The following is a 26,444-nucleotide window of genomic DNA, read 5'->3' on the forward strand; positions in this document are numbered from 1 at the left end:
TATCAGCCGGAACCGGCTTACCAGCCGCAGCATGCGTACCAGCCGGAACAGGCCCCGGTACAGCAGCCTGAGCCTTACGCCGCCTCCGTTGAGCCTGAGCCTCCGCAAGAGGAGGTGAAGCCTCAGCGTCCGCCGATGTACTACTTCGAAGAAGTGGAAGAGAAACGCGCGCGTGAACGCGAGCAGCTTGCCGCATGGTATCAGCCGATTCCGGAGCCGGTCAGTCCGGTTGCGACAAAACCGATCTCGCCTCCGCCTGCTCCGGCGGCTGATGTTGCCGCGGTGAGCGCGCTGGCGTCTGGCGTCCATCAGGCCACCGGGGCGGCCTCCGTCGCATCTGCCGCATCCAGCGCCGCGCCGCTGTTTAGCCCGGTGTCGGGCGGCCCGCGTGCGCAGGTAAAAGAGGGCATAGGCCCGAAATTGCCGCGTCCAAACCGCGTTCGCGTGCCCACGCGCCGTGAGCTGGCTTCCTATGGCATTAAGTTGCCTTCGCAGCGGTTGGCTGAAGAACGTGCGCGTCAGGCAGAGCATCAGCACTATGATGACGATGCGCTGACGGACGAGGAAGTTGCAGAGCTTGAGCAGGGTGAGCTGGCGCGTCAGTTCGCGGCTGCGCAAAATCAGCGCTATGGCGATAGCTACGCTGCGGAAGAGGCTGATGTAGACGAGGATTCTGCCGCTGAAGCCGAACTTGCCCGTCAGTTTGCCGCTTCCCAGCAGCAGCGCTACGCCAGCGAGCAGCCGCCGGGATCGCATCCGTTCTCTGCGGCGGATTATGAATTCTCGCCAATGAAAACGTTAGTTGATGATACGCCGAGCGAGCCTGTCTTCACGCCGTTGCCGGAAGTACAGCAGCCTGCCCCGCAGAATCAGCAGCCGGCCCAGCATTCGCAGCCCGTACAGCAGCCGATGCCGCACCCGCAGATGCCTCAGCCGCCGCAACATGCGCAGCAGCAGTCTTATCAACCCGCGCCGCAGCAGCCGGTTCACCATCAGCCGATGCCGCAGCAGGCTCCTGGCAGCTATCCGCAGCAGCAGGCTCCGCAGCAGCCGATCCCGCAGCCGCAGGAAAGTCTCATTCACCCGCTGTTGATGCGCAATGGCGACAGTCGCCCGTTACAGAAGCCGACAACGCTGCTGCCCTCGCTTGACCTGCTCACGCCGCCACCGGCTGAAGTTGAGCCGATCGATACCTTTGCGCTTGAGCAAATGGCGCGTCTGGTTGAAGCTCGTCTGGCCGATTTCCGCATTAAAGCCGATGTGGTGAACTACTCACCTGGCCCGGTTATTACCCGCTTTGAGCTTAACCTGGCGCCGGGCGTGAAAGCGGCGCGCATTTCCAACCTGTCGCGCGATCTGGCCCGTTCTCTGTCCACTGCGGCGGTTCGCGTGGTGGAAGTGATTCCGGGTAAACCCTACGTTGGCCTGGAGCTGCCTAACAAAAAGCGCCAGACCGTTTACCTGCGCGAAGTGCTGGATAATGCGAAATTCCGCGATAATCCTTCACCGCTCACGGTGGTCCTCGGGAAAGACATTGCGGGCGAACCTGTCACTGCCGATCTGGCGAAGATGCCGCACCTGCTGGTAGCGGGTACCACCGGTTCCGGTAAATCCGTTGGGGTCAACGCCATGATCCTCAGCATGCTCTATAAAGCGCAGCCGGAAGACGTGAAATTCATCATGATTGACCCGAAAATGCTCGAGCTGTCGGTCTATGAGGGAATACCGCATCTGTTAACGGAAGTCGTGACGGATATGAAAGACGCGGCCAATGCTTTGCGCTGGAGCGTCAACGAGATGGAGCGCCGGTATAAACTCATGTCTGCGCTGGGCGTACGTAATCTCGCGGGTTATAACGAGAAGATTGCTGAAGCCGCACGTATGGGACGGCCCATTCCGGATCCTTACTGGAAGCCTGGCGACAGTATGGATGCGACGCATCCGGTACTGAAAAAAGAGCCTTACATCGTGGTGCTGGTCGACGAGTTTGCCGACCTGATGATGACCGTCGGCAAGAAAGTGGAAGAGCTGATTGCGCGCCTGGCGCAGAAAGCGCGCGCCGCGGGGATCCATCTGGTGCTGGCGACCCAGCGACCGTCGGTTGACGTTATCACCGGCCTGATTAAAGCCAACATCCCGACGCGTATCGCCTTTACCGTATCGAGTAAAATTGACTCGCGTACTATCCTTGACCAGGGCGGTGCGGAATCTCTGCTGGGAATGGGCGATATGCTCTACTCCGCGCCTAACTCGACGATCCCTGTGCGCGTCCACGGCGCTTTTGTACGCGACGAGGAAGTTCACGCCGTCGTTCAGGACTGGAAGGCGCGCGGGCGTCCGCAGTATGTCGATGGCATCACCTCCGATAGCGAAAGCGAAGGCGGCGGCGGTGGCTACGAGGGCGGTGAAGAGCTCGATCCGCTGTTCGATCAGGCCGTCAACTTTGTGACGGAAAAACGCAAAGCCTCCATATCTGGGGTACAGCGTCAGTTCCGCATTGGCTATAACCGCGCCGCGCGTATCATTGAGCAAATGGAGGCTCAGGGGATCGTGAGCGAGCAGGGGCATAACGGTAACCGTGAAGTGCTGGCGCCGCCGCCTTTTGAGTAACCGCAAAGTTGGGTAAATAAGTGAAAATCAGCCTGTTCTGCTGTTTTACGGCCGTTGGCCGTTCTACATTAGCAGCAGACCAGGCTCCCGCGTCGGGAGTGACGCACATTAAGGAATAACAATGAAAAAACTCGCAATCACCTGTGCATTACTGTCCAGTTTTGTCGTCAGTCAGGTATGGGCGGATGCCGCCAGCGATTTAAAAAGCCGCCTTGATAAAGTGAGCAGCTTCCACTCCAGCTTTACGCAGAAAGTGACGGACGGCAGCGGTAATGCCGTGCAGGACGGGCAGGGAGACCTGTGGGTCAAGCGGCCTAATCTGTTCAACTGGCATATGACCCAGCCGGATGAAAGCGTGCTGGTGTCCGACGGCAAAACGCTGTGGTTTTACAACCCGTTTGTTGAGCAGGCTACCGCTACCTGGCTGAAAGATGCGACCAGCAACACGCCGTTTATGCTGATTGCCCGCAATCAGGCCAGCGACTGGCAGAACTACAACATTAAGCAGAACGGCGACGATTTTGTTCTGACGCCGAAAAACGGCAGCGGTAATCTGAAGCAGTTCACCATCAACGTGGGTCGCGACGGTACGATTCATCAGTTCAGCGCCGTGGAACAGGACGATCAACGCAGCAGCTATCAGCTGAAATCGCAACAAAATGGTGCCGTGGATGCATCTAAGTTCACCTTTACGCCGCCGCAAGGGGTTACGGTGGACGATCAACGTAAATAGAGGCGAACGTGAGCAACCTGTCGCTCGATTTTTCCGATAACGCGTTTCAACCTCTGGCCGCCCGTATGCGGCCAGAAAATTTAGCGCAGTACATTGGCCAGCAGCACCTGCTGGCGCCGGGTAAACCCTTACCGAGGGCGATTGAGGCCGGGCATCTACACTCGATGATCCTCTGGGGGCCGCCCGGGACAGGAAAAACCACCCTGGCCGAAGTGATTGCGCGCTACGCCAGCGCCGACGTTGAACGTATTTCAGCTGTGACCTCCGGGGTGAAAGAGATCCGCGAGGCCATTGAACGCGCGCGCCAAAACCGCAACGCGGGTCGCCGCACGATCCTGTTTGTCGACGAAGTGCACCGTTTCAATAAAAGCCAGCAGGACGCCTTTCTGCCGCATATTGAAGACGGGACCATCACCTTTATCGGCGCGACGACGGAAAATCCCTCCTTTGAACTCAATTCCGCGCTGTTATCCCGCGCGCGCGTTTATCTGCTGAAGTCGCTGACCAGCGACGACATCGAGCAGGTGCTCAACCAGGCGATGAGCGACAAAACGCGCGGCTACGGCGGGCAAAATATCGTCCTGCCGGACGAGACGCGCAAGGCCATCGCCGACCTTGTCAACGGCGATGCGCGCCGGGCGCTGAATACGCTGGAAATGATGGCCGATATGGCCGAAGCCGACGCCTCCGGCAATCGCGTGCTGAAAGTTGAGCTGCTGACTGAAATTGCCGGTGAGCGCAGCGCGCGTTTCGACAACAAAGGCGATCGCTTTTACGATTTAATCTCCGCGCTGCACAAATCGGTTCGCGGCAGCGCCCCGGACGCCGCCCTCTACTGGTACGCGCGGATTATTACCGCCGGCGGCGATCCGCTCTACGTTGCCCGCCGCTGCCTGGCGATTGCCTCGGAAGATGTCGGCAACGCCGATCCGCGCGCGATGCAGGTTGCGATCTCCGCCTGGGACTGCTTTACCCGTGTCGGACCGGCGGAAGGCGAACGGGCGATTGCTCAGGCCATTGTCTATCTTGCCTGTGCGCCCAAAAGCAACGCGGTTTACACCGCGTTTAAAGCGGCAATGGCCGACGCCCGCGAACGTCCCGATTACGACGTCCCGGTTCATTTGCGCAATGCCCCAACGAAGCTGATGAAAGAGATGGGCTACGGGCAAGAGTATCGCTATGCTCACGATGAACCGAATGCTTATGCCGCCGGGGAGCAGTACTTCCCGCAGGAAATGGCGCAAACGCGCTATTATAAGCCGACAAACCGGGGGCTGGAGGGCAAAATAGGCGAAAAGCTCGCCTGGTTAACCGAACAGGATCAAAATAGCCCGATAAAACGCTACCGATAATTGAGGCGTTGCGGTAAGGTTGTCACACTATTTCCGTGGTCGCGCTCTGCGGCCATTTTTCTTTTATTAATTCGATAAGCACAGGATAAGCATGCTCGATCCCAATCTGCTGCGTACCGAGCCAGACGCAGTCGCAGAAAAACTGGCACGCCGGGGCTTTAAGCTGGATGTAGATAAACTTCGCGCTCTGGAAGAGCGTCGTAAAGTTCTGCAGGTTCAAACTGAAAACCTGCAGGCGGAGCGCAACTCCCGATCGAAATCCATTGGCCAGGCGAAAGCGCGCGGGGAAGATATTGAGCCATTACGCCTGGAAGTGAACAAACTCGGCGAGCAGCTTGATGCCGCTAAGACCGAGCTGGACGCGCTGCTGGCGGAGATCCGCGATATCGCGCTGGCTATCCCTAATATCCCGCACGACGACGTTCCGGCCGGTCGCGACGAAAACGACAACGTTGAAGTCAGCCGCTGGGGAACCCCGCGCGAGTTCGATTTTGACGTTCGCGATCACGTCACGCTGGGCGAAATGCACGGAGGGCTGGATTTTGCCGCCGCCGTGAAGCTGACCGGTTCTCGCTTTGTGGTCATGAAGGGCCAGCTGGCACGCCTGCACCGCGCGCTGGCGCAGTTTATGCTGGATCTGCATACCGAACAGCACGGCTACAGCGAAAACTACGTCCCGTATCTGGTTAACCAGGACACGTTGTATGGTACCGGTCAGCTGCCGAAATTCGCCGGCGACCTGTTCCATACCCGTCCGCTGGAAGAAGAAGCCGACAGCAGCAACTACGCGCTGATCCCGACGGCGGAAGTTCCGCTGACCAACCTGGTTCGCGATGAAATCATTGATGAAGACGATCTGCCGATCAAAATGACCGCGCATACGCCGTGCTTCCGCTCTGAAGCCGGATCTTACGGCCGCGATACCCGCGGTCTGATCCGTATGCACCAGTTCGACAAAGTCGAGATGGTGCAGATTGTACGTCCGGAAGATTCCATGGCGGCGCTGGAAGAGATGACCGGCCACGCCGAGAAAGTGCTGCAGCTGCTGGGTCTGCCGTATCGTAAAGTGGCTCTGTGCACGGGCGATATGGGTTTCAGCGCATGCAAAACCTACGATCTGGAAGTGTGGGTGCCGGCGCAGAATACCTATCGTGAGATCTCTTCCTGCTCCAACGTCTGGGATTTCCAGGCGCGTCGCATGCAGGCACGCTGCCGCAGCAAATCTGACAAGAAAACTCGCCTCGTACACACGCTGAACGGTTCTGGCCTGGCGGTTGGACGTACGCTGGTCGCGGTGATGGAAAACTATCAGCAGGCGGATGGTCGCATCGAGATCCCGGAAGTTCTGCGCCCGTATATGCGCGGCCTTGAATTTATCGGCTGATTTTTCAACGCTCTTCTCAAAAGCGCCTGCGGGCGCTTTTTTTTTTACCCCCTTCTTGATACCGGGCAATAATCGCCTTCGCGATTACGAAGATACTCCCTTTGGATTAAACAGGATAAAAAACTAATAAAGGTTAATTTCGTTGTATATATAACTATATAACGGCATTAAGTTAATTGTGAGCAACCAAAGCGAGTATCTATGAAAACCAAAACCTCCGATGCTTTACTGGCTGCTGAGGTGAGCCGGCGTGGTTTAATGAAAACCACGGCGATTGGCGGGCTGGCGATGGCCAGCAGCGCTTTTACCTTACCCTTCACGCGCATTGCCCAAGCCGCAGACAACCTCAACCCCGCCAGCGAAACGGTCACCTGGAGCGCCTGTACGGTGAACTGCGGCAGCCGCTGCCCGCTGCGGATGCATGTGGTGGGTGGTGAGATAAAATATGTTGAAACGGACAATACCGGCGACGATAGCTACGACGGTCTGCATCAGGTTCGCGCCTGTCTGCGCGGCCGCTCGATGCGTCGACGCGTCTACAACCCGGACCGCCTGAAATATCCGATGAAGCGCGTGGGCAAACGCGGCGAGGGCAAATTCGAGCAAATCAGCTGGGAAGAAGCGTTCGATACTATCGCCAGCAATATGCAGCGTCTGATAAAAGAGTACGGTAATGAGTCCATCTATCTGAACTACGGAACGGGAACCCTCGGCGGAACCTTGACTCGCTCATGGCCACCGGGGAAAACCCTGATTGCCCGCCTGATGAACTGCTGCGGCGGCTATCTCAACCATTATGGCGACTACTCCACCGCGCAAATTGCCGCGGGACTGAACTACACCTACGGCGGCTGGGCCGATGGCAATAGCCCGTCGGATATCGAAAACAGCAAGCTGGTGGTGCTGTTTGGCAACAACCCCGGGGAAACCCGCATGAGCGGCGGCGGGGTGACCTACTACCTGGAACAGGCGCGGGAGAAATCCAACGCCAGGCTGATTATTATCGATCCACGCTATACCGACACCGGCGCCGGACGCGAAGACGAGTGGATCCCTATCCGCCCGGGAACCGATGCCGCGCTGGTCTCCGCGCTGGCGTGGGTGATGATTAACGAGAACCTCGTTGACCAGCCTTTCCTCGACAAGTACTGCGTAGGCTATGACGAGAAAACGCTGCCGGAAGGGGCGCCGGCCAATGGCCACTATAAGGCCTATATTCTCGGTCAGGGCAAAGACGGTATCGCGAAGACCCCTGAGTGGGCGTCGACGATTACCGGCATTCCCCAGGCGCGTATCGTCCAGCTGGCGCGCGAAATCGCCAGCGCTAAACCTGCCTATATTTCTCAGGGGTGGGGCCCACAGCGCCATGCCAACGGTGAGCTGGTTTCCCGCGCGATTTCCATGCTGGCAATCTTAACCGGCAACGTCGGGATTAACGGCGGCAATACCGGCGCGCGTGAAGGTTCTTACTCCCTGCCTTTTGAACGTATGCCGACGCTGGATAATCCGGTGGAAACCAGTATTTCCATGTTTATGTGGACCGATGCGATTGAGCGCGGGACGGAAATGACCGCACTGCGCGACGGCGTGCGCGGCAAAGATAAGCTCGACGTGCCTATTAAAATGGTCTGGAACTATGCCGGTAACTGCCTGGTCAACCAGCATTCAGAGATTAACCGTACCCATGACATCCTTCAGGATGACAAGAAGTGCGAGATGATTGTGGTCATTGATTGCCATATGACCTCCTCGGCGAAATATGCCGATATTCTGCTGCCGGACTGTACGGCTTCGGAGCAGATGGATTTTGCCCTCGATGCCTCCTGCGGCAACATGTCATACGTGATTTTTGCCGATCGGGCCATCAAGCCGCGTTTTGAATGCAAAACCATCTATGAGATGACCACGGAGCTGGCGAAGCGCATGGGCGTTGAGCAACGTTTCACCGAAGGCCGCACTCAGGAAGAGTGGCTGCGTCACCTCTATGAGCAATCCCGTAAAGCGATCCCGGCGCTGCTGCCGTTTGATGAATTCCGCAAGCAGGGAATCTTCAAACAGCGCGATCCGGAAGGCCACCACGTTGCCTATAAAGCTTTCCGCGAAGATCCCGCCGCCAATCCGCTCACGACGCCGTCAGGGAAAATTGAAATCTACTCTGCGCAGCTGGCGGAAATTGCCGCGACCTGGGAGCTGAAAGAAGAGGATGTTATCGACCCGCTGCCGATATACAGCCCTGGGTTTGAAAACTATGACGATCCGCTGGCGAAAAAATATCCGCTGCAGCTGACCGGTTTTCACTATAAAGCCCGCACGCACTCCACCTACGGCAACGTTGACGTACTGAAAGCCGCCTGCCGTCAGGAGATGTGGATCAACCCGCTTGATGCACAGAAGCGCGGTATCGCCAATGGCGATCGGATCCGCATTTTTAACGATCGCGGTGAAGTGCATATCGAGGCCAAAGTGACCCCGCGCATGATACCGGGCGTGGTCGCGCTGGGTGAGGGGGCCTGGTATAACCCGGACGCAGGCCGCGTGGATCAGGCTGGCTGCATTAACGTGCTGACCACCCAACGCCCGTCGCCGCTGGCGAAAGGCAATCCATCGCATAGCAACCTCGTCCAGGTTGAAAAGCTGTAAGGAGTAACCGATGACAACTCAATATGGATTTTTTATTGATTCCGCCCGTTGCACCGGTTGCAAAACCTGCGAACTGGCTTGTAAAGACTATAAAAACCTCACGCCGGAAGTGAGCTTCCGTCGTATCTACGAATACGCCGGCGGCGACTGGCAGGAGGATAACGGCGTCTGGCAGCAAAACGTCTTTGCCTATTACCTCTCTATTGCCTGCAACCATTGTGAGGATCCGGCCTGCACCAAAGTTTGCCCGAGCGGGGCGATGCATAAACGTGAAGATGGCTTTGTCGTTGTCGATGAAGATGTCTGTATCGGCTGTCGTTATTGCCATATGGCCTGCCCGTACGGCGCGCCGCAGTACAATGCGACAAAAGGTCATATGACCAAATGCGACGGCTGCCACGAGCGCGTCGCCGACGGCAAAAAGCCGATTTGCGTGGAATCTTGCCCGCTGCGCGCGTTAGATTTCGGCCCGATTGAAGAGCTGCGCCAAAAACACGGCCAGCTGGCCGCCGTTGCGCCGCTGCCTTCGGCCCACTTCACTAAACCGAGTATCGTGATTAAACCTAACGCCAACAGCCGACCGTGTGGAGATACCACCGGCTACCTGGCCAACCCGAAGGAGGTGTGAGATGGGGAGTGGATGGCATGAATGGCCGCTGATTGTTTTCACGGTCTTTGGTCAGTGCGTGGTGGGCGGCTTTATTGTGCTGGCTCTGGCGCTAATAAAAGGCGACTTATCGCGTGAACAGCAACAGCGCGTCGTGTGGAGCATGTTTGGCCTGTGGGTGCTGATGGGCGTGGGCTTTATTGCCTCAACCCTGCATCTTGGGTCGCCCATGCGCGCGTTTAACTCGCTTAATCGCGTAGGCGCCTCGTCGCTCAGTAACGAAATCGCCAGCGGGGCGCTTTTCTTCGCCGTTGGCGGCATTGGCTGGCTGCTGGCGGTGGTCAATAAGCTACCGGCGGGGCTGCGTCATCTCTGGCTGGTCATTACCATGGTGCTGGGGATTATCTTCGTCTGGATGATGGTCCGCGTCTATAACACTATTGATACGGTACCCACCTGGTATACGGTCTGGACGCCGCTTAGCTTCTTCCTGACGATGTTTATCGGTGGTCCGCTGCTGGGATATCTGCTGCTGCGCGTTGCCGATGTCAACGGCTGGGCGATGCGCCTGCTGCCGGCTGTGACCCTGCTGGCGCTGGTGATTAGCGCCATCGTGGTGCTGATGCAAGGCAGCGAGCTGGCGACAATCCATAGCTCTATTCAGCAGGCCTCGGCGCTGGTGCCGGCCTACGGCTCGCTGATGGCGTGGCGCCTGGTTGCGCTGGCGTTGGCGCTGGTCTGCTGGATTGCCCCCCAGCTCAAAGGCTACCAGCCTGCGCTGCCGATGCTGGGGCTGGCTTTTGTGCTGGTGCTGATCGGTGAGACGATCGGCCGCGGCGTCTTCTACGGCCTGCATATGACCGTTGGAATGGCAATCGCCAGCTAATCGCCCTTTATCGCGCCAGAAACCCTTATTCTGGCGCGATAAAAAGTGCGGTCGATTCATGAAATATTTCTACCGATATTCCCACCGCTATTTTCCAATAAATTAATAAAAACAATGGAATAATATAAATAACTATTCTGTTGTCGATCCGCTGGATAAAAAACTTCTATCGTTCCCCCGCAAACCGCGTCACGCCTGATTTCAGGCGGATTGACAATGTTTGCAGCAGTGGCATGATGCGCACGAAATCTGAACTCCATCACGGTTTATATCCATGACCATCTACACCCGGCCAGTGCAAATGCTGCTCTGTGGCCTGCTTTTGTTGACCCTGGCGATAGCGGTTTTAAATACGCTCGTCCCGCTTTGGCTCGCCCATGAAAATATGCCGACCTGGCAGGTCGGGATGGTGGGCTCGTCCTATTTTACCGGTAATCTGGTGGGAACATTGCTTGCCGGATGGGTAATTAAGCGTCTGGGCTTTAACCGCAGCTATTACCTGGCATCGGTTATTTTTGCCGTGGGCTGCGTGGGTCTTGGTATTACGCTGGGCTTCTGGAGCTGGTTCAGCTGGCGCTTTATCGCCGGCGTCGGCTGCGCGATGATTTGGGTGGTGGTGGAGAGCGCGCTGGTCTGTAGCGGCACTTCGCGGAGCCGGGGTCGCCTGCTGGCGGCGTATATGATGATTTATTACGTCGGCACGGTGCTGGGCCAGTTAATGGTCAGCAAGCTGCCGACGGATCTGATGAGCGTTCTGCCGTGGGTGACGGCGCTGGCGCTGGCGGCCATTCTGCCGCTGCTGTTTGCTCGCGTGGCGACTCAGGCCGATGAGCCGCACGAACCGGCGCGTATCTGGCCAATGTTAAGGCTGCGTCAGGCCCGTCATGGCGTCAACGGCTGCATTATTTCCGGCATTGTGCTCGGTTCGCTGTATGGCCTGATGCCGCTGTGGCTCAACCACCAGGGCGTTAGCGATTCCGGCATCGGCTTCTGGATGGCGGTGATGGTGAGCGCGGGTATCGTGGGGCAGTGGCCGATTGGCCGGCTCGCCGATCGCTACGGCCGTCTGCTGGTCCTGCGCGTTCAGGTGTTTGTGGTGATTCTCGGCTGTCTGGCGATGTTAAGCCAGGCCGCAATGGCGCCCGCGCTGTTCGTGCTGGGCGCTTCCGGCTTCACGCTCTATCCGGTGGCTATGGCCTGGGCCTGCGAAAAAGTTGAGCGTCATCAGCTGGTGGCGATGAACCAGGCGCTGTTAATGAGCTATACCGTGGGCAGCCTGCTTGGGCCGACGCTGACCGCCATGCTGATGCAGAACTTCTCTGACAATCTGTTGTTTATCATGATTGCCAGCGTGTCATTCATCTACCTGCTGACGCTGCTGCGCAAAGCGGGGCACCATCCTACGCCGGTGGCGCACGCCTGATTTTTCAGAACATAGCCAGGGCACGACCCTGGCTATAGATTAATGCGACGCAAGAAGCGCAATAAACTGTGCCCGGTTTTGCACCGTGCTGTATCGCTGAAGTCTTTCCCCCTCATCCAGCCAGCAGACTAACCGCTGGATAGTCTGGATATGCTGTTCACTATCGGCCGCCGCCAGTACGACTATCAGCCGAATGCCGGGATGCTCCGGAAAATCAACGGCCTCGCTACAGCAAAGCAGCGAAAGCGCGCTGTTTCTGCTCAGCACGCCGGCTTCCGGACGCGCGTGCGGTAGCGCAAACGCCGGGCTCAATATATACCAGGGGCCATCCTGCTCCGTGGCGCTGATAATAGCCCTGGCATAGCCCCCGGTGATTTTTCCCTGCTCCTCAAGCGGGCGGCAGGCGAGATGAACGGCGCTGCGCCAGCTCAGGCAGTCGCTGGTGAACTGACAGGCGGAAAATAGCCTCTCTTCCATAAACGTTCCCTTAAACGCGAGCCGACCGCCAACTGACCGGCTCGCCTGGTGGTTAGCGTAGCGCGTTAAACAGCGCGTCTCCCGAGATGCCATATTTCGCTTTTAGCTGCCTGCTATTACCCGATTCGGTAAATGTGTCCTGCGTTCCCAGACGCGTAAGGCGCGCCGGATGTGCCTTTTGCGCCAGGGTTTCCGCGATCAGGCCGCCGAGGCCGCCGTTGACGGTGTGATTTTCAAGCGTAGCGATAAGCGGGCAGCCTTCGACCAGCCGATAAAACGCCTGCTGGTTGAAGGGTTTGACGGTTGCAACGTGAATAAGCTTGCCCTTTTTGCCGCTGGCGAGCAGCTTTTCATAGCCGTCGGTAGCCTGTTCCAGTACCGTTCCTTCAAACAGAATCGCAAAATCCGTGCCGCTGTCGGCGATGGCGGCGATATCGCTGACCCGGGGAACGACGCTTTTGTCGCGAACCGGCATCGGCTCGCGCGCCACGCGAATATAAACGGGTCCCTTTATTTTTGCCGCCTGCTCGAAAGCCTCGGCGATTTCTTCCGCATCTGCCGGGGTCAGGACGGTTAATCCCGGAAGGACGCGGGTCAGCGCTAAATCCTCCAGCGCATGGTGCGAAGCGCCGTCCGGGCCATCATCCATACCGGGGTGGCTACCGACGAGTTTAATATTGGCTTTGGCATAGCAGGCCTGCCGCAGCTGGGTCCAGGCGGTGCCGGTGACGAACATCGCAAAGTTAACATAGAAGGGCATAAAGCCCTCCAGCGCCTGGCCGACCGCGAAGCTCATGGCGGAACCTTCCGCAATGCCCATTTCGAAAAAGGCCTCAGGATAGACGGCCTGAAACTGGTCGGTACGGGTAGAGCTGGCTAAATCGCTGTCGATAACAACAACGGGATAGCCCTTTTCTTTTAGCGCAATCAGGGCATGCCCGATCTCATCACGGGGTGCTTTCATCACTGTAACTCCTCCATCGCCTGCTGAAATTGTTCTTTGCTCGGGGTTTTTGAGTGCCAGTCGCCGTTGTTTTCCATATAGCTGACGCCGGAACCTTTGGTGGTGCGCGCCACGATGGCGACAGGTTTACCTTTCAGGTGACGGGATAGCATCAGGGTATCGGCAACCTGATGCATATCATTGCCGTTGTGCAGTTCCAGTACATGCCAGCCAAAGCTGCGGATTTTGTCCGCCAGCGGCTCGAGATTAACGACGTCATTGACCGGATCGTGGGAAGAGAAGCCGTTGTAATCGATGATGGCGACCAGATTATCCATTTTCATATGCCCGGCCTGCTGTAAGGTTTCCCAGATTTGGCCTTCATGCATTTCGCCATCGCCAATGATGGCAAATACCCGGTGCGGATCGTTGCGCCGCTTTTTGGCGACCGCCATACCAAAAGCAATCGACAGCCCCTGGCCAAGCAGTCCGGTTGTCGCATCGACTTCCGGCAGCGACTTAATGCTCGGGTGCCCCTGCAGGCGCGAGTTGATCTGTCGGAACGTATTGAACTCGCTGCGCTCGATCTTGCCTTGTTGATACAGCATGGCGTACTGCGCGGCGACGGCGTGGCCTTTACTCATCACCACGCGCGAGCGGGGGGAGGCGGCCAGATCGACTTCCTGGTAATAGAGCCAGGTAAGCACGTCGATTATCGACAGCGCCCCGCCCGGATGGCCAATTCCGGACTCGTAAATCATGGTGACGATCTCGCGGCGGGCGGCAAGCGCGTGGGATTTCAGTTCATCAATGTTCATGTTCATTCCTTCTTAGGGCAGCATTTTACCGATGTAGTACACGACCAGACCCAGAGCGACGAAGTCGGTTTCCGGGAAGCTGGTGCCTGAAAGACCGACGGATTCCATAATCGGGTAAATCAGCGCCGGGCCGATGCCGATCAGGATCCCGGTGATAAAGCTTCCGGCAATCGCGCCTTTCCAGCCGCCGGAGGCATTACCAAATACCGCTGCGGTCGCGCCAATGAAGAAGTAGGGAATGGCTACCGGGATAATCACGGTTTGGCCAAGGATCGCCAGAAAGCCCATCACCACCAGCCCGCCGACAAATGAAGAGATAAACCCCAGCACGGTGGCGGTCGGGGCGTAGGGGAAGACCACCGGGCAGTCGAGCGCGGGTTTGGCGTTAGGAATAAACTTCTCCGAGATGCCGAGGAAGGCCGGAACAATTTCTGACAGCAGCAGGCGTACGCCGGTAATGATGATGTACAGCGAAGCGGTAAAGGTCAGAGACTGAAAGAGCGGATAAACCAGCCAGTGCATCCCGCCTGCCGCTGCGGTGACCGCGGCTTTTCCGGCAGCGAGCGCGGCGATGTAGTAGAAGATGCTCACCGAGATCGACACCGAGACGATGTAATCTTTAAAGATCCCCAGCCAGCCGGGAAGATTCAGCTTTTCGGTGGATTGTTTCGGATCGCCGACCTTTGCGCCAATCCAGCCGGAGGCGGCGTAGGCCAGGGTGACGTAGTGCCCCATCGCTATCTCATCATTACCGGTAATTTTTCGCATCCACGGCTGCGCAATGGCCGGATAGAGGCAGGCGGCGAGACCCAGCAGCACGGAGCCGACAATGATGGTCGTCATGTCGCTGTAGCCCAGCGCCTTCAGCGTTACGGTAAGCAGCGCGGAGAGATAAAGATTATGTTGCCCGGTAAGAAAGATGTATTTAAACGGCGTCACGCGGGCAAAAAACAGGTTCCAGCCAAAACCAATCACCATGATCAGCGACACGCACATGGCGAATTTGGTTTGCGCCAGTCCGGTTAGCGCTTCTGCCAGCGGCATGACGCCCTTCAGGCCAAAGCCATCGCTGAATAAGGTCTGAAAGTTACCCAGGGAAGTGACTGCCAGACCGGCGCCGCCGGCAAAAACCAGAAAGCCGACGATGGTTTTGAAGGTGCCGGAAAGGACTTTTTCAATCGGCTTGCGTTGGATTAACAGGCCGATTAATGCAATAAAGCCAACTAAAAGTGGGGTTACGCCCAGAATGTCGAATACAATAAATCTGAGGAAATCCATATTGCCTCCGGGAGAGGTTAGTTGCTTTGAACGATGTCGGTGAGCGCAGACTCCATCTCTTCACTGTTCATCAGGTCGGTGATGCCGACCGCTCTGAATCCGGCGGCTTCGACTTCGTCGGTGAGATCGCGCATAGTGATGACAAAATCAATATCTCGCCAGGTGCGTAACCCTGAGAGGACATCGTGCTCCAGCTCGATATTCCAGCCGTGCTTGTCGATGATTTTTTGTGCTTTGATTTTGAGCATTAAGGAGCTGCCCATACCGGTACGACAGACTATGAGACCTTTCATTCGATGTTCTCCTGTTTGTAAAAATAATTATTTTTATTTATTTGTATGAGATAATAATTATTATCTTTGCAGCAGGACGAAAGATGTGACTGTGTTTGCATTTTGAGCAAATAAGGCAAAACATGAGCCAGATAGACAATAACTTGTTGATAAGCATAAGAAACGGAGCTTCAGGGCTAAGCCCGATACTGGAGAAAGTTGGCCGTTTTATTACGGAAAATCCTGACTTTGTGATGCGTCACACGATTTCAGAACTGGCCGACTCCATTGATACCAGTGAGGGGAGTATCACCCGTTTTTGTCGGGCCTTTGGTTTTAAAGGTTTCTCGGATTTCAGAACCGCGCTGGCGATGGAGCAGGGCGCCGCGCGCTCGGAAGACCACGGTACCAACGAGAGCGAAGAGATTGCGCCGGTGCTGGCGAGCATTCGCGACAGTAATGCCATTGTCGATAACCAGGAGCTGAAAGCCGCGGCCGACTGGCTTAACACCCTGAACAGCATTGCTATCTATGCCGTGGGCACGGCGGTGCCGGTGGCGTTGTTCCTGCAGATGAATTTAATCAATATGGGTAAGGCGGCCAGCTTTATCGATCGCTCCTATCCGGCGGCGATGCCGCTGCTTTCGGATAACCAGAAAACCGGCATTATTGTGGTGCATAGCGAACAGGCGTCGGCGGATATGATGCAGGCCCTGTCGCTGGCAAAGCAGCAGGGCGTTAAAATTTTATCGCTGACCCGCGGGACGTTTGCGCCGCTGGCCCGTTTATCTGACTGGAATCTTCAGGCGGCGGTGGCTTTACAGGGGGAAGGGGAGTCGGGGTTTGCGGAAATCGCTGGCGCAATGATGGTGGCCGACCGGATCCTCAGCGCGCTGGAAGAGCAGGATGAACGCTATGCGGAATACCGAAAAGCGCATCAGAAGCGCATTTTCTCGATTGAGAGCGTGGCGAATAAGCTGTCGGAATATTTTATGTCCTGACGCTGATTTTGTTGAGGAAACACCCGGTAGCGCAATCTCTACCGGGCGGGGATTTTAGTACATCACTTTATGACCGTACTGTTCCAGAATGCCCTTCACGCGTTCCATGGTCTCTTTCTTTGGCGGATGGACGCCGTCCAGCTTGTACTCTTCGCCCATGGCTACCCATTTGTGCTTGCCCAGCTCGTGGTACGGCAGCAGTTCGATTTTCTCGACGTTGCCCATGTCACGAGTAAACTCACCCAGGCGATGCGCGGAATCATCATCGTCGGACCAGCCCGGAACCACAACGTAGCGGATCCAGACGTTGATGTTTTTGTTTGACAGGTAACGGGCAAACTCCAGCGTCCGATGGTTAGAGACACCAACCAGATTCTGGTGAATTTCATCATTCATTTGCTTGAGGTCGAGCATCACCAGATCGGTGACTTCCAGCAGTTCATCAATAACCGGGTCGTAGCGGCGCACAAAGCCGTTGGTATCGAGACAGGTATGAATACCTTCTTTCTTACAGGCGCGGAACCAGTCGCGAACAAATTCGGCCTGCAGGATAGCCTCGCCGCCGGATGCCGTCACGCCGCCGCCGGAAGCGTTCATAAAGTGGCGATAGGTCACCACCTCTTTCATCAGCTCTTCAACGGTAATCTCTTTGCCGCCGTGGGTATCCCAGGTATCGCGGTTGTGGCAATAGAGGCAGCGCATCAGGCAGCCCTGGAAGAAGGTGATAAAGCGGATCCCCGGGCCATCGACGGTGCCACAGGATTCAAAGGAGTGAATGCGACCAATTGTTGACATTGCGGTGATATCTCCGAATTTGGCCCATCCGGGGCCTATGTAGATGCACAGCTCAAAGGCTATGTCGAGTCTGTTTTGGCTGTTATCCATAAAGTATAGACAGCAGACAAAAGAGACTGGGGCAGGATGATATTGCTAAAAAGGCCCCACTTGCGTGGAGCCTTTATTGTACGCTTTTTACTGTACGATTTCAGTCAATACCATTACATGGTCTGAGTGAAGGTACGAGTAATAACGTCCTGCTGCTGCTCTTTCGTCAGGGAGTTAAAACGTACTGCGTAGCCGGATACGCGGATGGTCAGCTGCGGATATTTTTCCGGGTTTTCCATCGCGTCGAGCAGCATTTCGCGGTTCATGACGTTGACGTTCAGATGCTGACCGCCTTCGATGGACGCTTCGTGGTGGAAGTAACCATCCATCAGGCCGGCGAGGTTAGTTTTACGAACTTCGTCGTCTTTACCCAGCGCGTTCGGCACGATAGAGAAGGTGTAAGAAATACCATCTTTCGCGTAAGCAAACGGCAGTTTCGCAACGGAGGTCAGAGAGGCAACAGCACCTTTCTGGTCACGGCCGTGCATCGGGTTAGCACCCGGTCCGAACGGAGCGCCAGCGCGACGACCGTCAGGGGTGTTACCGGTTTTCTTACCATACACAACGTTAGAGGTGATGGTCAGAACGGACTGAGTCGGGATAGCGTTGCGGTAGGTGTGCAGTTTCTGAATTTTCTTCATGAAACGTTCAACCAGGTCAACGGCCATATCATCGACGCGAGAGTCGTTGTTACCAAACTGCGGGTATTCGCCTTCGATTTCGAAGTCGACAGCCAGACCGTTTTCGTCACGAATCGGTTTAACTTTCGCATATTTGATTGCAGACAGGGAGTCAGCCGCAACGGACAGACCTGCGATACCACATGCCATGGTGCGGATAACATCACGGTCGTGCAGCGCCATCAGGGAAGCTTCGTAGCTGTACTTGTCGTGCATGTAGTGGATGATGTTCAGCGCAGTGACGTACTGTTTAGCCAGCCAGTCCATGAAGTGATCCATGCGGTCCATCACTTCGTCGAAGTTCAGAACGTCGCCTTTGATCGGTTCAGATTTAGGACCAACCTGCATTTTCAGTTTTTCATCAACGCCGCCGTTGATTGCGTACAGCATGGTTTTCGCCAGGTTAGCACGCGCGCCGAAGAACTGCATTTGCTTACCAACAACCATCGGGCTTACGCAGCAAGCGATAGCGTAGTCATCGTTGTTGAAGTCAGGACGCATCAGGTCATCGTTCTCGTACTGCAGAGAAGAGGTATCGATGGACACTTTCGCGGCGTATTTTTTGAAGCTCAGCGGCAGTTTTTCAGACCACAGAATGGTGATGTTCGGCTCCGGAGACGGCCCCATGGTGTACAGGGTGTTCAGGAAACGGAAGCTGTTTTTGGTGACCAGAGTACGGCCGTCAACGCCCATACCGCCGATAGATTCGGTTGCCCAAATCGGGTCGCCAGAGAACAGTTCATCATATTCAGGGGTACGCAGGAAACGAACCATACGCAGTTTCATGACCAGGTGGTCAATCATTTCCTGTGCGTCTTGCTCGGTGATTTTACCGGCTTTCAGGTCACGTTCGATGAAGATGTCCAGGAAGCTGGAGGTACGACCGAAGGACATTGCCGCGCCGTTCTGAGATTTAACGGCAGCCAGGTAGCCGAAGTAGGTCCACTGGATAGCTTCCTGAGCGGTGGTTGCCGGACCAGAGATATCGCAGCCGTATTTTGCCGCCATTTCTTTGATCTGACCCAGCGCACGGTGCTGTTCAGAGATTTCTTCGCGCAGACGAATAGTTCCTTCCAGATCTTCGCCGTTTTCCAGTTTCTCTTGCAGAGAGACGAACTGAGCGTATTTGTCTTTCATCAGGAAGTCGATACCGTACAGCGCAACGCGACGGTAGTCACCGATGATACGACCACGGCCATAGGCATCCGGCAGACCGGTCAGAACGCCAGATTTACGGCAGTTCAGGATGTCTTTGGTGTAAACGTCAAACACGCCCTGGTTGTGAGTTTTGCGGTATTCAGTGAAGATTTTCTTCAGCATCGGGTCCAGCTCGCGATTGTACGCTTTGCAGGAACCTTCTACCATTTTGATGCCGCCGAACGGGATAATCGCGCGTTTCAGCGGAGCTTCAGTCTGCAGACCAACGATTTTCTCGAGACCTTTCTCGATGTAGCCAGCGTCATGAGAAGTGATGGTGGATGCAAGGGAAGTATCAAAATCAACAGGCGCGTGAGTGCGGTTTTCCTGTTTAACGCCTTCCATTACGGTGTCCCACAGCTTGGTGGTCGCGTCAGTTGCGCCAGCCAGGAAGGACTCGTCACCTTCGTACGGGGTATAGTTTTTCTGGATGAAGTCGCGGACGTTGACTTCGTTCTGCCAGTCACCTTTCGCAAAACCTTCCCAGGCTGTGGCTAACTTTTCATTAAGCTCGGACATGTAACACCTACCTTCTTAAGTGGATTTTTTATTTACTGCCTGAAACAACCCTTAGTGATGGTCGTCGCCACGCAGGTAAATGACCCAGTATGTCAACCCAACCAGCAGACCACCGCCGATGATGTTCCCGATAGTTACCGGAATCAGGTTATCAGTGATGAAGTTCATGACGGTCAGGTGAGAGAAACTTTCCGGAGTTGAACCGACAGCGGTCCAGAATTCCGGGCTTGCAAAGTCGCGGATAACGATACCCAGCGGGATCATAAACATGTTCGCGATACTATGCTCAAACCCGCTGGCAACAAACATTGCCACCGGTAAAACCATAATCATGGCTTTATCCATCAGGCTGCGGCCGGAGTAGCTCATCCATACCGCAAGGCAGACCATCAGGTTTGCCAGGATACCCAGGCACACGGCTTCAACAAAAGTATGGTGCATTTTGTGGTCGGCGGTTTGCAGAACGTTAAGTCCCCATTGACCGTTGGCAGTCATATATTCGCCTGAAAGCCACATCAGCAATACAAAGAGTAAGCAACCAATCAGGTTACCAACATAGACGTTGAGCCAGTTTTTCGCCAGTTGACCCCATGTGATTCTTCCGCTGGCTTTCGCGACAACGATAAGAACGGTTGAGGTAAACAGGTCGGCACCGCAAATAACGCAGAGAATCAAACCTAGTGAGAAGCAGATGCCTCCAATCAGTTTGGCAACCCCGAATGGCATCCCGGCCGTGCCGGTTGTCGCGGTAATATAGAAAACAAAAGCGATAGAGATGAAGACACCTGCGGTGATCGCCAGATAAAACGTCTTTATCGGATGTTTTGTCGCTTTATAGACACCCGCTTCTTCGGCGACTTTCGCCATGGCAGCAGGGAGTAAAAGATCAAAAGGGTTGTCAGCTTTCACACTAACTCTCTCTTTATGTAAGTTGGCGGTGAGATACTAACAAAGCATTATAGAAGGGAATTTGATGTAGATCATATCCTACCGGAACTATAGGCCTTTTGAGTGTGTGGATTTGCCTTAATGTTGGTTTAAGTTGTTGTTTTTTAATAAAAAAATAAATTTTAAAATTTACAAATAATGTTGATTATTTTCATTTTACCCCCGTTTTTCGGTTAATTAAAATGGGGTATTTTTATTAAAATTAACAATATTTGCGGTGGGATTTTATTATTTCTCACCACTAATTAACTTTATGGCTACAATCGGGCTTTGGGGTTGCGGAAAACATAAAAATGGGGGCCTTCGCCGGCCCCCATCATAGGGTTATTCAGGCAGTAAAGCGCGCTTATTTACCCCAGAATGCTGCTTTTGCGCGCTGCAGCTTTTCGTAGGCTTTCAGCAGCGACTGATGAGCCGGGAACGCGAGCAGGTCGCTGTCTACTGCCTGCAGGCCGTAGAACGGCGCTTCTCCGCTCAGCGCGGCGCTGGCGGCTTCTACGGCATCGGCGCCGTACATGCGTACAAAAGCGTTCAGATACTGCAGCGGCTGGCGCTCCTCTTCCTGGCTCAGCAGCAGCAGGGTTTGCAGGCAGCGGTAGTAATTAGCGCGCTCGGCGCTAAAGATTGAAGCGTTGAACTCCATGGTCCACTCGGTCCAGATTAGCGCCTGCTCGAGATCGCCGCCCGCCAGCGCGAGCATGGCTTTCAGCTCGCCAATGCGCAGCGTATACCAGCCGTTGTCTTTGCCGGTCGCCAGACCCAGCAGTTCGCGCACGCGGGTGAAGTCATCAAGGCCTTCATCATCCATTTGTTCGATAAGCGCCAGATAATCTTCTTTTTCCCACTCGCTTTCCGGCAGGGAAAGAATCGTTTCCCGCAGAGGCGCGCCCATGCTGTTATTTGCCAGCCAGAGGTCTTCCGCCGGATAAATATCAGACATGCCCGGGACAATGATTCGGCAGGCGTAGACGCTCAGGTGTTCGTAATCGGCGATGTAAACTTCTTTATCTTCTTGTTTAAAGATAGCCATCAGGGTGGCGAACTCTTCCTCCGTGGTTCCGGAGAAGCTCCAGTCCACGAACGGGTAGTCGGCATCCTGCTTAAACATATCCCAGGAGATCAGGCCGCTGGAATCGATAAAGTGCGTTTCAAGGTTCGCATGTTCGGCAACTTCTTCATCGTCGAAGGTGGGTGGCGTGAAGACGTCGAGATCTTTCAGGCTGCGGCCCTGGAGCAGTTCGGTAACGGTACGTTCCAGCGCCACGCCGAAATCGGGATGCGCGCCGAAAGAGGCGAAACAGGTGCCGTTAGCTGGGTTAAACAGCACGACGCAGATAACCGGATATTTGCCGCCGAGCGAACCGTCATAAGCGAAAATCGGGAAACCTTCGGCCTCCAGCTTATTGATCGATTCAACTACGCCCGGATAGCGCGCCATCACCTCCGCCGGGATCTCCGGCAGACTGATGCTTTCGGCGATAATGCGGTTTTTAATATGCCGTTCGAACACTTCTGAGAGGCCCTGAACGCGGGCTTCGTTGCGGGTGTTGCCCGCGGACATCCCGTTAGAAACGTACAGGTTGCCGACAATATTCATCGGAATATAGACCGTTTCACCATCAGACTGGCGGGTGAACGGCAGACCGCAGACGCCGCGATCGTCATTCCCTGACTGCAGATCGACCAGCATGCTGGCGGTTAACTGATCGTCAGGATCGTAGAACGCGCGCAGGCGGGTATCCAGCAGGCCTTCCGGTACTTCGTCATCGTCGGTTAACGGGAACCATTTTTCATTCGGATAGTGAACGAAGGGACCGTTGGCGATAGTCTCGCCCAGCCAGAAGTCGGCAAAGAAATAGTTGGTCGAGAGACGCTCAAAGTACTCTCCGAGCGCGGAGGCCAGCGCGGCTTTTTTGGTGGCGCCTTTGCCGTTGGTGAAGCACAGGGCGCACTCTTTATCGCGGATATGCACTGACCAGACGTGCGGAACCGGGTTGAGCCATGAGGCCTCTTCAATATCGAATCCGAGGTCGTGCAACTTCTGCTGGAAGCGAGCGATGGAATCTTCCAGGGCGGCATCTTTGCCGGGAATAAATGTTTGAGTCATGGCAGTCACTTTTATCGTACGTAAAGCGCGCAATGATACGGGTTTTAGATGACGGGTGCTATCTCCATCGTCTGGCTATGCTTATGTCACTCAATAACTGTTCAGGCGTTAATCATGAAGACATTTGACTGGCATCGTATGGCACTGGATAAAGTGCCCGTGGAATTTCTGGCCGAGGTGGCATTACGGAGCCTCTACACCTTCGTACTGGTATTTATTTTTCTCAAGATAACCGGTCGGCGGGGCGTTCGTCAGATGTCACTGTTCGAAGTGCTCATCATTTTGACCCTCGGTTCGGCCGCGGGCGACGTCGCATTCTATGATGACGTTCCGATGCTGCCGGTACTGGCGGTTTTTATCACTCTGGCCCTGCTGTACCGATTGATTATGTGGCTGATGGGGCATAGCGAAAAACTGGAGGATCTGCTGGAGGGTAAGCCGATTATTGTTGTGGAAAACGGCGAGCTGGCCTGGGAAAAACTGCAGGCGGAAAACATGACCGAATTTGAGTTTTTTATGGAGCTGCGAATCAGCGGGGTTGAGCAACTGGGGCAGGTGCGGCTGGCTATTCTGGAAACCAACGGGCAGATCAGCCTCTATTTCTATGAGGATGACGATGTTAAAGCCGGACTCTCCATTCTTCCTTCCCGCTTTACCGATCGTTTTACCACGATACCCCGGGACGACGAGTATGCCTGCGTTCGCTGTAGCGCAATCCTTACGCTACGAGCCGGGGATAAACAATTATGCCCTCGCTGCGCAAATGCAGAATGGTCGAAGGTCAGCCGGGCAAAAAGAGTCACCTGACAGCAATTATGTCGGTTTTATGACGTCAAGCTGGCAGATTCTTTTGTGTGAGCGAGGCCGCATTTCCCCGACGCTCAGTTTTAGCCATTGCGGTGCGTGTCACTGAATGATAAAACCGATAGCCACAGGAATAACTTATGCCCGCGACGGTTCGCGGGTAAATAACATAGCAAGTGGTGAGGGGAAATGGCTCAGGTCTATAACTTCAGTTCAGGCCCGGCAATGCTGCCGGCGGAAGTACTCAAACTGGCACAAAAGGAACTGTGCGACTGGAACGGTTTGGGGACGTCGGTGATGGAAATCAGCCACCGTGGTAAAGAGTTCATTAAGGTGGCTGAAGAAGCGGAACAGGATTTTCGCTCCCTGCTCAATATTCCTTCCAACTATAAAGTTTTATTCTGCCACGGCGGCGGTCGCGGACAGTTTGCCGGTATCCCGCTGAACCTGCTTGGCGATAAAACCGTTGCCGACTACGTCGATGCCGGCTACTGGGCGGCCAGCGCGGTAAAAGAAGCGCATAAATACTGCACGCCGAACGTGATCGACGCCAAAATCACCGTTGACGGCCTGCGCGCGGTTAAGCCGATGAGCGAATGGCAGCTGACCCCTGGCGCGGCCTATCTGCACTACTGCCCGAACGAAACCATTGACGGTATTGCCATTGAAGAAGCGCCAAACTTTGGCGACGATGTGGTCGTCACGGCGGATTTGTCATCGACGATTTTATCCCGTGAAATTGACGTCAGCCGCTATGGCGTGATCTACGCGGGCGCGCAGAAAAACATCGGTCCCGCAGGTCTGACGCTGATTATTGTGCGCGAAGATCTGCTGGGTAAAGCCAGCGTAGCCTGCCCGTCGATTCTTGATTACTCCATCCTTTCCGCCAATGACTCCATGTTTAACACGCCGCCGACGTTTGCCTGGTACCTGTCAGGTCTGGTGTTTAAATGGCTGAAAGAGCAGGGCGGCGTTGCCGCTATGGATAAAATCAACCAGCAGAAAGCCGACCTACTGTATAGCACCATCGATAACAGCGGTTTCTATCGCAACGATGTCGCTGCGGCGAACCGCTCGCGCATGAACGTGCCGTTCCAGCTGGCGGACAGCGCGCTTGATAAACTGTTCCTCGAAGAGTCCTTTGCCGCAGGTTTGCATGCGCTGAAGGGCCACCGCGTCGTGGGCGGCATGCGTGCTTCCATCTATAACGCCATGCCGCTGGCGGGCGTGAAGGCGCTGACCGACTTTATGCAGGACTTCGAACGCCGTCACGGTTAATCGCCGCCGCGTTTTTTCATCCCCGCAGCCGGTCTGCGGGGTTTTTATTCTGTTTGTTTGAGAGTTGAGTTTAATGGAATCCCTGACGTTACAACCCATCGCACGCGTAGATGGCACGATTAACCTGCCCGGGTCCAAGAGTGTCTCTAACCGTGCCTTGCTGCTGGCGGCTTTGGCCCGCGGCACGACGGTGCTGACCAACCTGCTGGATAGCGACGATGTACGCCACATGCTGAATGCCCTGAGCGCGCTGGGAGTTCATTACACCCTGTCTTCCGATCGTACCCGCTGTGAAGTCACCGGCAACGGCGGCCCTCTGCAGGCGGCTGAAGCATTAGAACTGTTCCTCGGTAATGCCGGAACGGCGATGCGTCCGCTGGCGGCGGCGTTATGTTTAGGCCGTAACGATATTGTGCTGACCGGCGAGCCGCGAATGAAAGAGCGGCCGATTGGCCACCTGGTTGACGCGCTGCGTCAGGGCGGGGCGCAGATTGATTACCTGGAGCAGGAAAACTATCCGCCGCTGCGCCTGCGCGGCGGTTTCAGCGGCGGCCAGGTTGAAGTGGACGGCAGCGTTTCCAGCCAGTTTCTGACCGCGCTCCTGATGACCGCCCCGCTGGCGCCTCAGGATACCGTCATCGCGATTAAAGGCGATCTGGTTTCCAAACCTTATATTGATATTACGCTGCACCTGATGAAAACCTTTGGCGTTGAGGTTGAAAATCAGTCTTACCAGCGTTTTATCGTACGCGGCAATCAACACTACCGCTCGCCGGGCGACTACCTGGTTGAAGGCGATGCCTCCTCGGCATCCTACTTCCTCGCCGCCGGCGCGATTAAGGGCGGAACGGTGAAAGTCACCGGTATCGGCCGCAACAGCGTCCAGGGCGATATCCGTTTTGCCGATGTGCTGGAAAAAATGGGCGCAACCATCACCTGGGGCGATGACTTCATTGCCTGCACCCATGGTGAACTGAACGCCATCGATATGGATATGAATCATATTCCGGATGCGGCGATGACCATCGCCACGGCGGCCCTGTTCGCGAAGGGCACCACGACGCTGCGCAACATCTATAACTGGCGTGTCAAAGAGACCGATCGTCTGTTTGCGATGGCCACGGAGCTGCGTAAAGTGGGGGCAGAGGTGGAAGAGGGGGAGGATTACATCCGCATTACTCCGCCCGCGAAGCTCCAGTTTGCTGAGATCGGCACCTATAATGACCACCGTATGGCAATGTGCTTCTCGCTGGTGGCGCTTTCCGATACGCCGGTCACCATCCTTGACCCGAAGTGTACGGCGAAAACGTTCCCGGACTACTTTGAGCAGCTGGCGCGAATCAGTACGCTGGCCTGAATAACGCGCGTTTAAGGTAAAAACGCCGGCCATCGTGTCGGCGTTTTTTTATGCCCGCGAGTTAAATCGGCAAGCCCTGGCGCAGTACATTCGCGCTGGCATCGCCGCAGATTAACGGTAAAACGGCATCATCTTCCGGGCTGTTGCTCTGTCAGCCCGCTATAATTGCACAATTCTTCCACAGGAGATTTCCTGTTATCCGTAATTTACAAGCAATGCTCACTTTCCGTTGAAGAGATGCGTAT

At 55.4% G+C, this 26,444-nt stretch carries 21 protein-coding genes; 12 read left to right on the forward strand and 9 right to left on the reverse strand.

Features of this window, described 5'->3' with window-relative positions:
• From ftsK to ABLU88_RS19935, 8 genes are all read left to right on the forward strand, one after another.
• A partial coding sequence (gene ftsK, locus ABLU88_RS19900; protein WP_348837708.1) for a DNA translocase FtsK occupies positions 1-2,610 on the forward strand: 2,610 nt, incomplete at its 5' end.
• Positions 2,611-2,731: 121 nt separating this feature from the next.
• Entirely contained in the window at positions 2,732-3,343 is a 612-nt protein-coding gene (gene lolA / locus ABLU88_RS19905; protein WP_004130911.1) for an outer membrane lipoprotein chaperone LolA, read from the forward strand.
• A gap of 8 nt (positions 3,344-3,351) precedes the next feature.
• Positions 3,352-4,695 carry a replication-associated recombination protein RarA gene (rarA, locus tag ABLU88_RS19910; protein ID WP_004849446.1) on the forward strand — a complete coding sequence of 448 codons (1,344 nt, stop codon included), beginning with the start codon at positions 3,352-3,354 and terminating at the stop codon, positions 4,693-4,695.
• Positions 4,696-4,786: 91 nt separating this feature from the next.
• On the forward strand, positions 4,787-6,079 hold the full coding sequence (gene serS, locus ABLU88_RS19915) for a serine--tRNA ligase (RefSeq protein ID WP_009653254.1): 1,293 nt from the start codon (positions 4,787-4,789) through the stop codon (positions 6,077-6,079).
• A gap of 201 nt (positions 6,080-6,280) precedes the next feature.
• Complete coding sequence (gene dmsA / locus ABLU88_RS19920) at positions 6,281-8,719, forward strand: dimethylsulfoxide reductase subunit A (RefSeq protein WP_032720981.1); 2,439 nt, start codon at positions 6,281-6,283, stop codon at positions 8,717-8,719.
• Between the two features lie 10 nt (positions 8,720-8,729).
• Entirely contained in the window at positions 8,730-9,347 is a 618-nt protein-coding gene (locus tag ABLU88_RS19925) for a DMSO/selenate family reductase complex B subunit (RefSeq protein WP_009653301.1), read from the forward strand.
• Between the two features lies 1 nt (position 9,348).
• Positions 9,349-10,212 (forward strand): dimethyl sulfoxide reductase anchor subunit family protein, encoded by an 864-nt coding sequence (locus tag ABLU88_RS19930; protein WP_285924811.1) that lies wholly within the window; start codon positions 9,349-9,351, stop codon positions 10,210-10,212.
• 274 nt (positions 10,213-10,486) lie between these two features.
• On the forward strand, positions 10,487-11,635 hold the full coding sequence (locus tag ABLU88_RS19935; protein ID WP_009653261.1) for an MFS transporter: 1,149 nt from the start codon (positions 10,487-10,489) through the stop codon (positions 11,633-11,635).
• 39 nt (positions 11,636-11,674) lie between these two features.
• On the opposite strand, the gene ABLU88_RS19940 is transcribed toward ABLU88_RS19935, so the two are convergent.
• From ABLU88_RS19940 to ABLU88_RS19960, 5 genes are read right to left on the reverse strand one after another with little or no spacing between them, the layout of a single operon-like run.
• The gene (locus tag ABLU88_RS19940; protein WP_025107511.1) at positions 11,675-12,112 is read right to left on the reverse strand and encodes a PTS sugar transporter subunit IIA; all 438 of its coding nucleotides are present in this window, start codon (positions 12,110-12,112) and stop codon (positions 11,675-11,677) included.
• 52 nt (positions 12,113-12,164) lie between these two features.
• Positions 12,165-13,076, reverse strand: a complete 912-nt coding sequence (locus tag ABLU88_RS19945) for a transketolase C-terminal domain-containing protein (protein WP_025107510.1) — start codon at positions 13,074-13,076, stop codon at positions 12,165-12,167.
• Positions 13,076-13,873, reverse strand: coding sequence for a transketolase (locus ABLU88_RS19950; RefSeq protein WP_154919380.1), 798 nt, complete (start codon positions 13,871-13,873; stop codon positions 13,076-13,078). The genes ABLU88_RS19945 and ABLU88_RS19950 overlap by 1 nt, the downstream gene beginning before the upstream one ends.
• Before the next feature lie 12 nt (positions 13,874-13,885).
• A complete protein-coding gene (locus ABLU88_RS19955) occupies positions 13,886-15,151 on the reverse strand; it encodes a PTS ascorbate transporter subunit IIC (RefSeq protein ID WP_014228634.1) in 1,266 nt (421 codons plus the stop codon).
• A gap of 17 nt (positions 15,152-15,168) precedes the next feature.
• The gene (locus ABLU88_RS19960) at positions 15,169-15,444 is read right to left on the reverse strand and encodes a PTS sugar transporter subunit IIB (RefSeq protein WP_014228635.1); all 276 of its coding nucleotides are present in this window, start codon (positions 15,442-15,444) and stop codon (positions 15,169-15,171) included.
• Positions 15,445-15,566: 122 nt separating this feature from the next.
• Here ABLU88_RS19960 and ABLU88_RS19965 point away from each other — a divergent pair, with 122 nt between their 5' ends.
• A complete protein-coding gene (locus tag ABLU88_RS19965; RefSeq protein ID WP_025107508.1) occupies positions 15,567-16,424 on the forward strand; it encodes a MurR/RpiR family transcriptional regulator in 858 nt (285 codons plus the stop codon).
• A gap of 54 nt (positions 16,425-16,478) precedes the next feature.
• Here the strand turns inward: ABLU88_RS19965 and pflA are convergent, their stop codons facing one another.
• From pflA to ycaO, 4 genes are all read right to left on the reverse strand, one after another.
• Positions 16,479-17,219, reverse strand: coding sequence for a pyruvate formate lyase 1-activating protein (gene pflA / locus ABLU88_RS19970; RefSeq protein ID WP_004871674.1), 741 nt, complete (start codon positions 17,217-17,219; stop codon positions 16,479-16,481).
• Positions 17,220-17,422: 203 nt separating this feature from the next.
• Positions 17,423-19,705, reverse strand: a complete 2,283-nt coding sequence (gene pflB, locus ABLU88_RS19975; RefSeq protein WP_014228637.1) for a formate C-acetyltransferase — start codon at positions 19,703-19,705, stop codon at positions 17,423-17,425.
• Positions 19,706-19,756: 51 nt separating this feature from the next.
• Positions 19,757-20,614, reverse strand: coding sequence for a formate transporter FocA (gene focA / locus ABLU88_RS19980; RefSeq protein ID WP_004849465.1), 858 nt, complete (start codon positions 20,612-20,614; stop codon positions 19,757-19,759).
• 385 nt (positions 20,615-20,999) lie between these two features.
• The gene (ycaO, locus tag ABLU88_RS19985; RefSeq protein WP_014228638.1) at positions 21,000-22,760 is read right to left on the reverse strand and encodes a 30S ribosomal protein S12 methylthiotransferase accessory factor YcaO; all 1,761 of its coding nucleotides are present in this window, start codon (positions 22,758-22,760) and stop codon (positions 21,000-21,002) included.
• Positions 22,761-22,874: 114 nt separating this feature from the next.
• Between ycaO and ABLU88_RS19990 the strand changes: the two genes are divergently transcribed.
• The 3 genes from ABLU88_RS19990 (at position 22,875) to aroA (ending at position 26,199) form a co-directional block, all read left to right on the forward strand.
• Positions 22,875-23,567 carry a DUF421 domain-containing protein gene (locus tag ABLU88_RS19990; protein ID WP_014228639.1) on the forward strand — a complete coding sequence of 231 codons (693 nt, stop codon included), beginning with the start codon at positions 22,875-22,877 and terminating at the stop codon, positions 23,565-23,567.
• A 186-nt stretch (positions 23,568-23,753) separates the two neighbouring features.
• Positions 23,754-24,842, forward strand: a complete 1,089-nt coding sequence (serC, locus tag ABLU88_RS19995; protein WP_004849472.1) for a 3-phosphoserine/phosphohydroxythreonine transaminase — start codon at positions 23,754-23,756, stop codon at positions 24,840-24,842.
• Positions 24,843-24,915: 73 nt separating this feature from the next.
• A complete protein-coding gene (gene aroA / locus ABLU88_RS20000) occupies positions 24,916-26,199 on the forward strand; it encodes a 3-phosphoshikimate 1-carboxyvinyltransferase (protein WP_014228640.1) in 1,284 nt (427 codons plus the stop codon).
• Positions 26,200-26,444 lie beyond the last annotated feature (245 nt).

Origin of the sequence: Klebsiella sp. GW_Kp182 (assembly GCF_040062275.1) — a bacterium.
In the GTDB taxonomy this organism is placed as follows: domain Bacteria; phylum Pseudomonadota; class Gammaproteobacteria; order Enterobacterales; family Enterobacteriaceae; genus Klebsiella; species Klebsiella michiganensis.

Bases quoted from the DNA above. Each gene is read 5' to 3' on its own strand.
- ABLU88_RS19945 (WP_025107510.1), bottom strand. From the start codon at position 13,076: ATGAAAGCACCCCGTGATGAGATCGGGCATGCCCTGATTGCGCTAAAA.
- dmsA (WP_032720981.1), top strand. From the start codon at position 6,281: ATGAAAACCAAAACCTCCGATGCTTTACTGGCTGCTGAGGTGAGCCGG.
- serC (WP_004849472.1), top strand. From the start codon at position 23,754: ATGGCTCAGGTCTATAACTTCAGTTCAGGCCCGGCAATGCTGCCGGCG.
- aroA (WP_014228640.1), top strand. From the start codon at position 24,916: ATGGAATCCCTGACGTTACAACCCATCGCACGCGTAGATGGCACGATT.
- ABLU88_RS19935 (WP_009653261.1), top strand. From the start codon at position 10,487: ATGACCATCTACACCCGGCCAGTGCAAATGCTGCTCTGTGGCCTGCTT.
- ABLU88_RS19925 (WP_009653301.1), top strand. From the start codon at position 8,730: ATGACAACTCAATATGGATTTTTTATTGATTCCGCCCGTTGCACCGGT.
- ycaO (WP_014228638.1), bottom strand. From the start codon at position 22,760: ATGACTCAAACATTTATTCCCGGCAAAGATGCCGCCCTGGAAGATTCC.
- lolA (WP_004130911.1), top strand. From the start codon at position 2,732: ATGAAAAAACTCGCAATCACCTGTGCATTACTGTCCAGTTTTGTCGTC.
- pflB (WP_014228637.1), bottom strand. From the start codon at position 19,705: ATGTCCGAGCTTAATGAAAAGTTAGCCACAGCCTGGGAAGGTTTTGCG.
- ABLU88_RS19940 (WP_025107511.1), bottom strand. From the start codon at position 12,112: ATGGAAGAGAGGCTATTTTCCGCCTGTCAGTTCACCAGCGACTGCCTG.
- pflA (WP_004871674.1), bottom strand. From the start codon at position 17,219: ATGTCAACAATTGGTCGCATTCACTCCTTTGAATCCTGTGGCACCGTC.
- ABLU88_RS19965 (WP_025107508.1), top strand. From the start codon at position 15,567: ATGAGCCAGATAGACAATAACTTGTTGATAAGCATAAGAAACGGAGCT.
- serS (WP_009653254.1), top strand. From the start codon at position 4,787: ATGCTCGATCCCAATCTGCTGCGTACCGAGCCAGACGCAGTCGCAGAA.
- ABLU88_RS19990 (WP_014228639.1), top strand. From the start codon at position 22,875: ATGAAGACATTTGACTGGCATCGTATGGCACTGGATAAAGTGCCCGTG.
- ABLU88_RS19930 (WP_285924811.1), top strand. From the start codon at position 9,349: ATGGGGAGTGGATGGCATGAATGGCCGCTGATTGTTTTCACGGTCTTT.
- ABLU88_RS19950 (WP_154919380.1), bottom strand. From the start codon at position 13,873: ATGAACATTGATGAACTGAAATCCCACGCGCTTGCCGCCCGCCGCGAG.
- ABLU88_RS19960 (WP_014228635.1), bottom strand. From the start codon at position 15,444: ATGAAAGGTCTCATAGTCTGTCGTACCGGTATGGGCAGCTCCTTAATG.
- ABLU88_RS19955 (WP_014228634.1), bottom strand. From the start codon at position 15,151: ATGGATTTCCTCAGATTTATTGTATTCGACATTCTGGGCGTAACCCCA.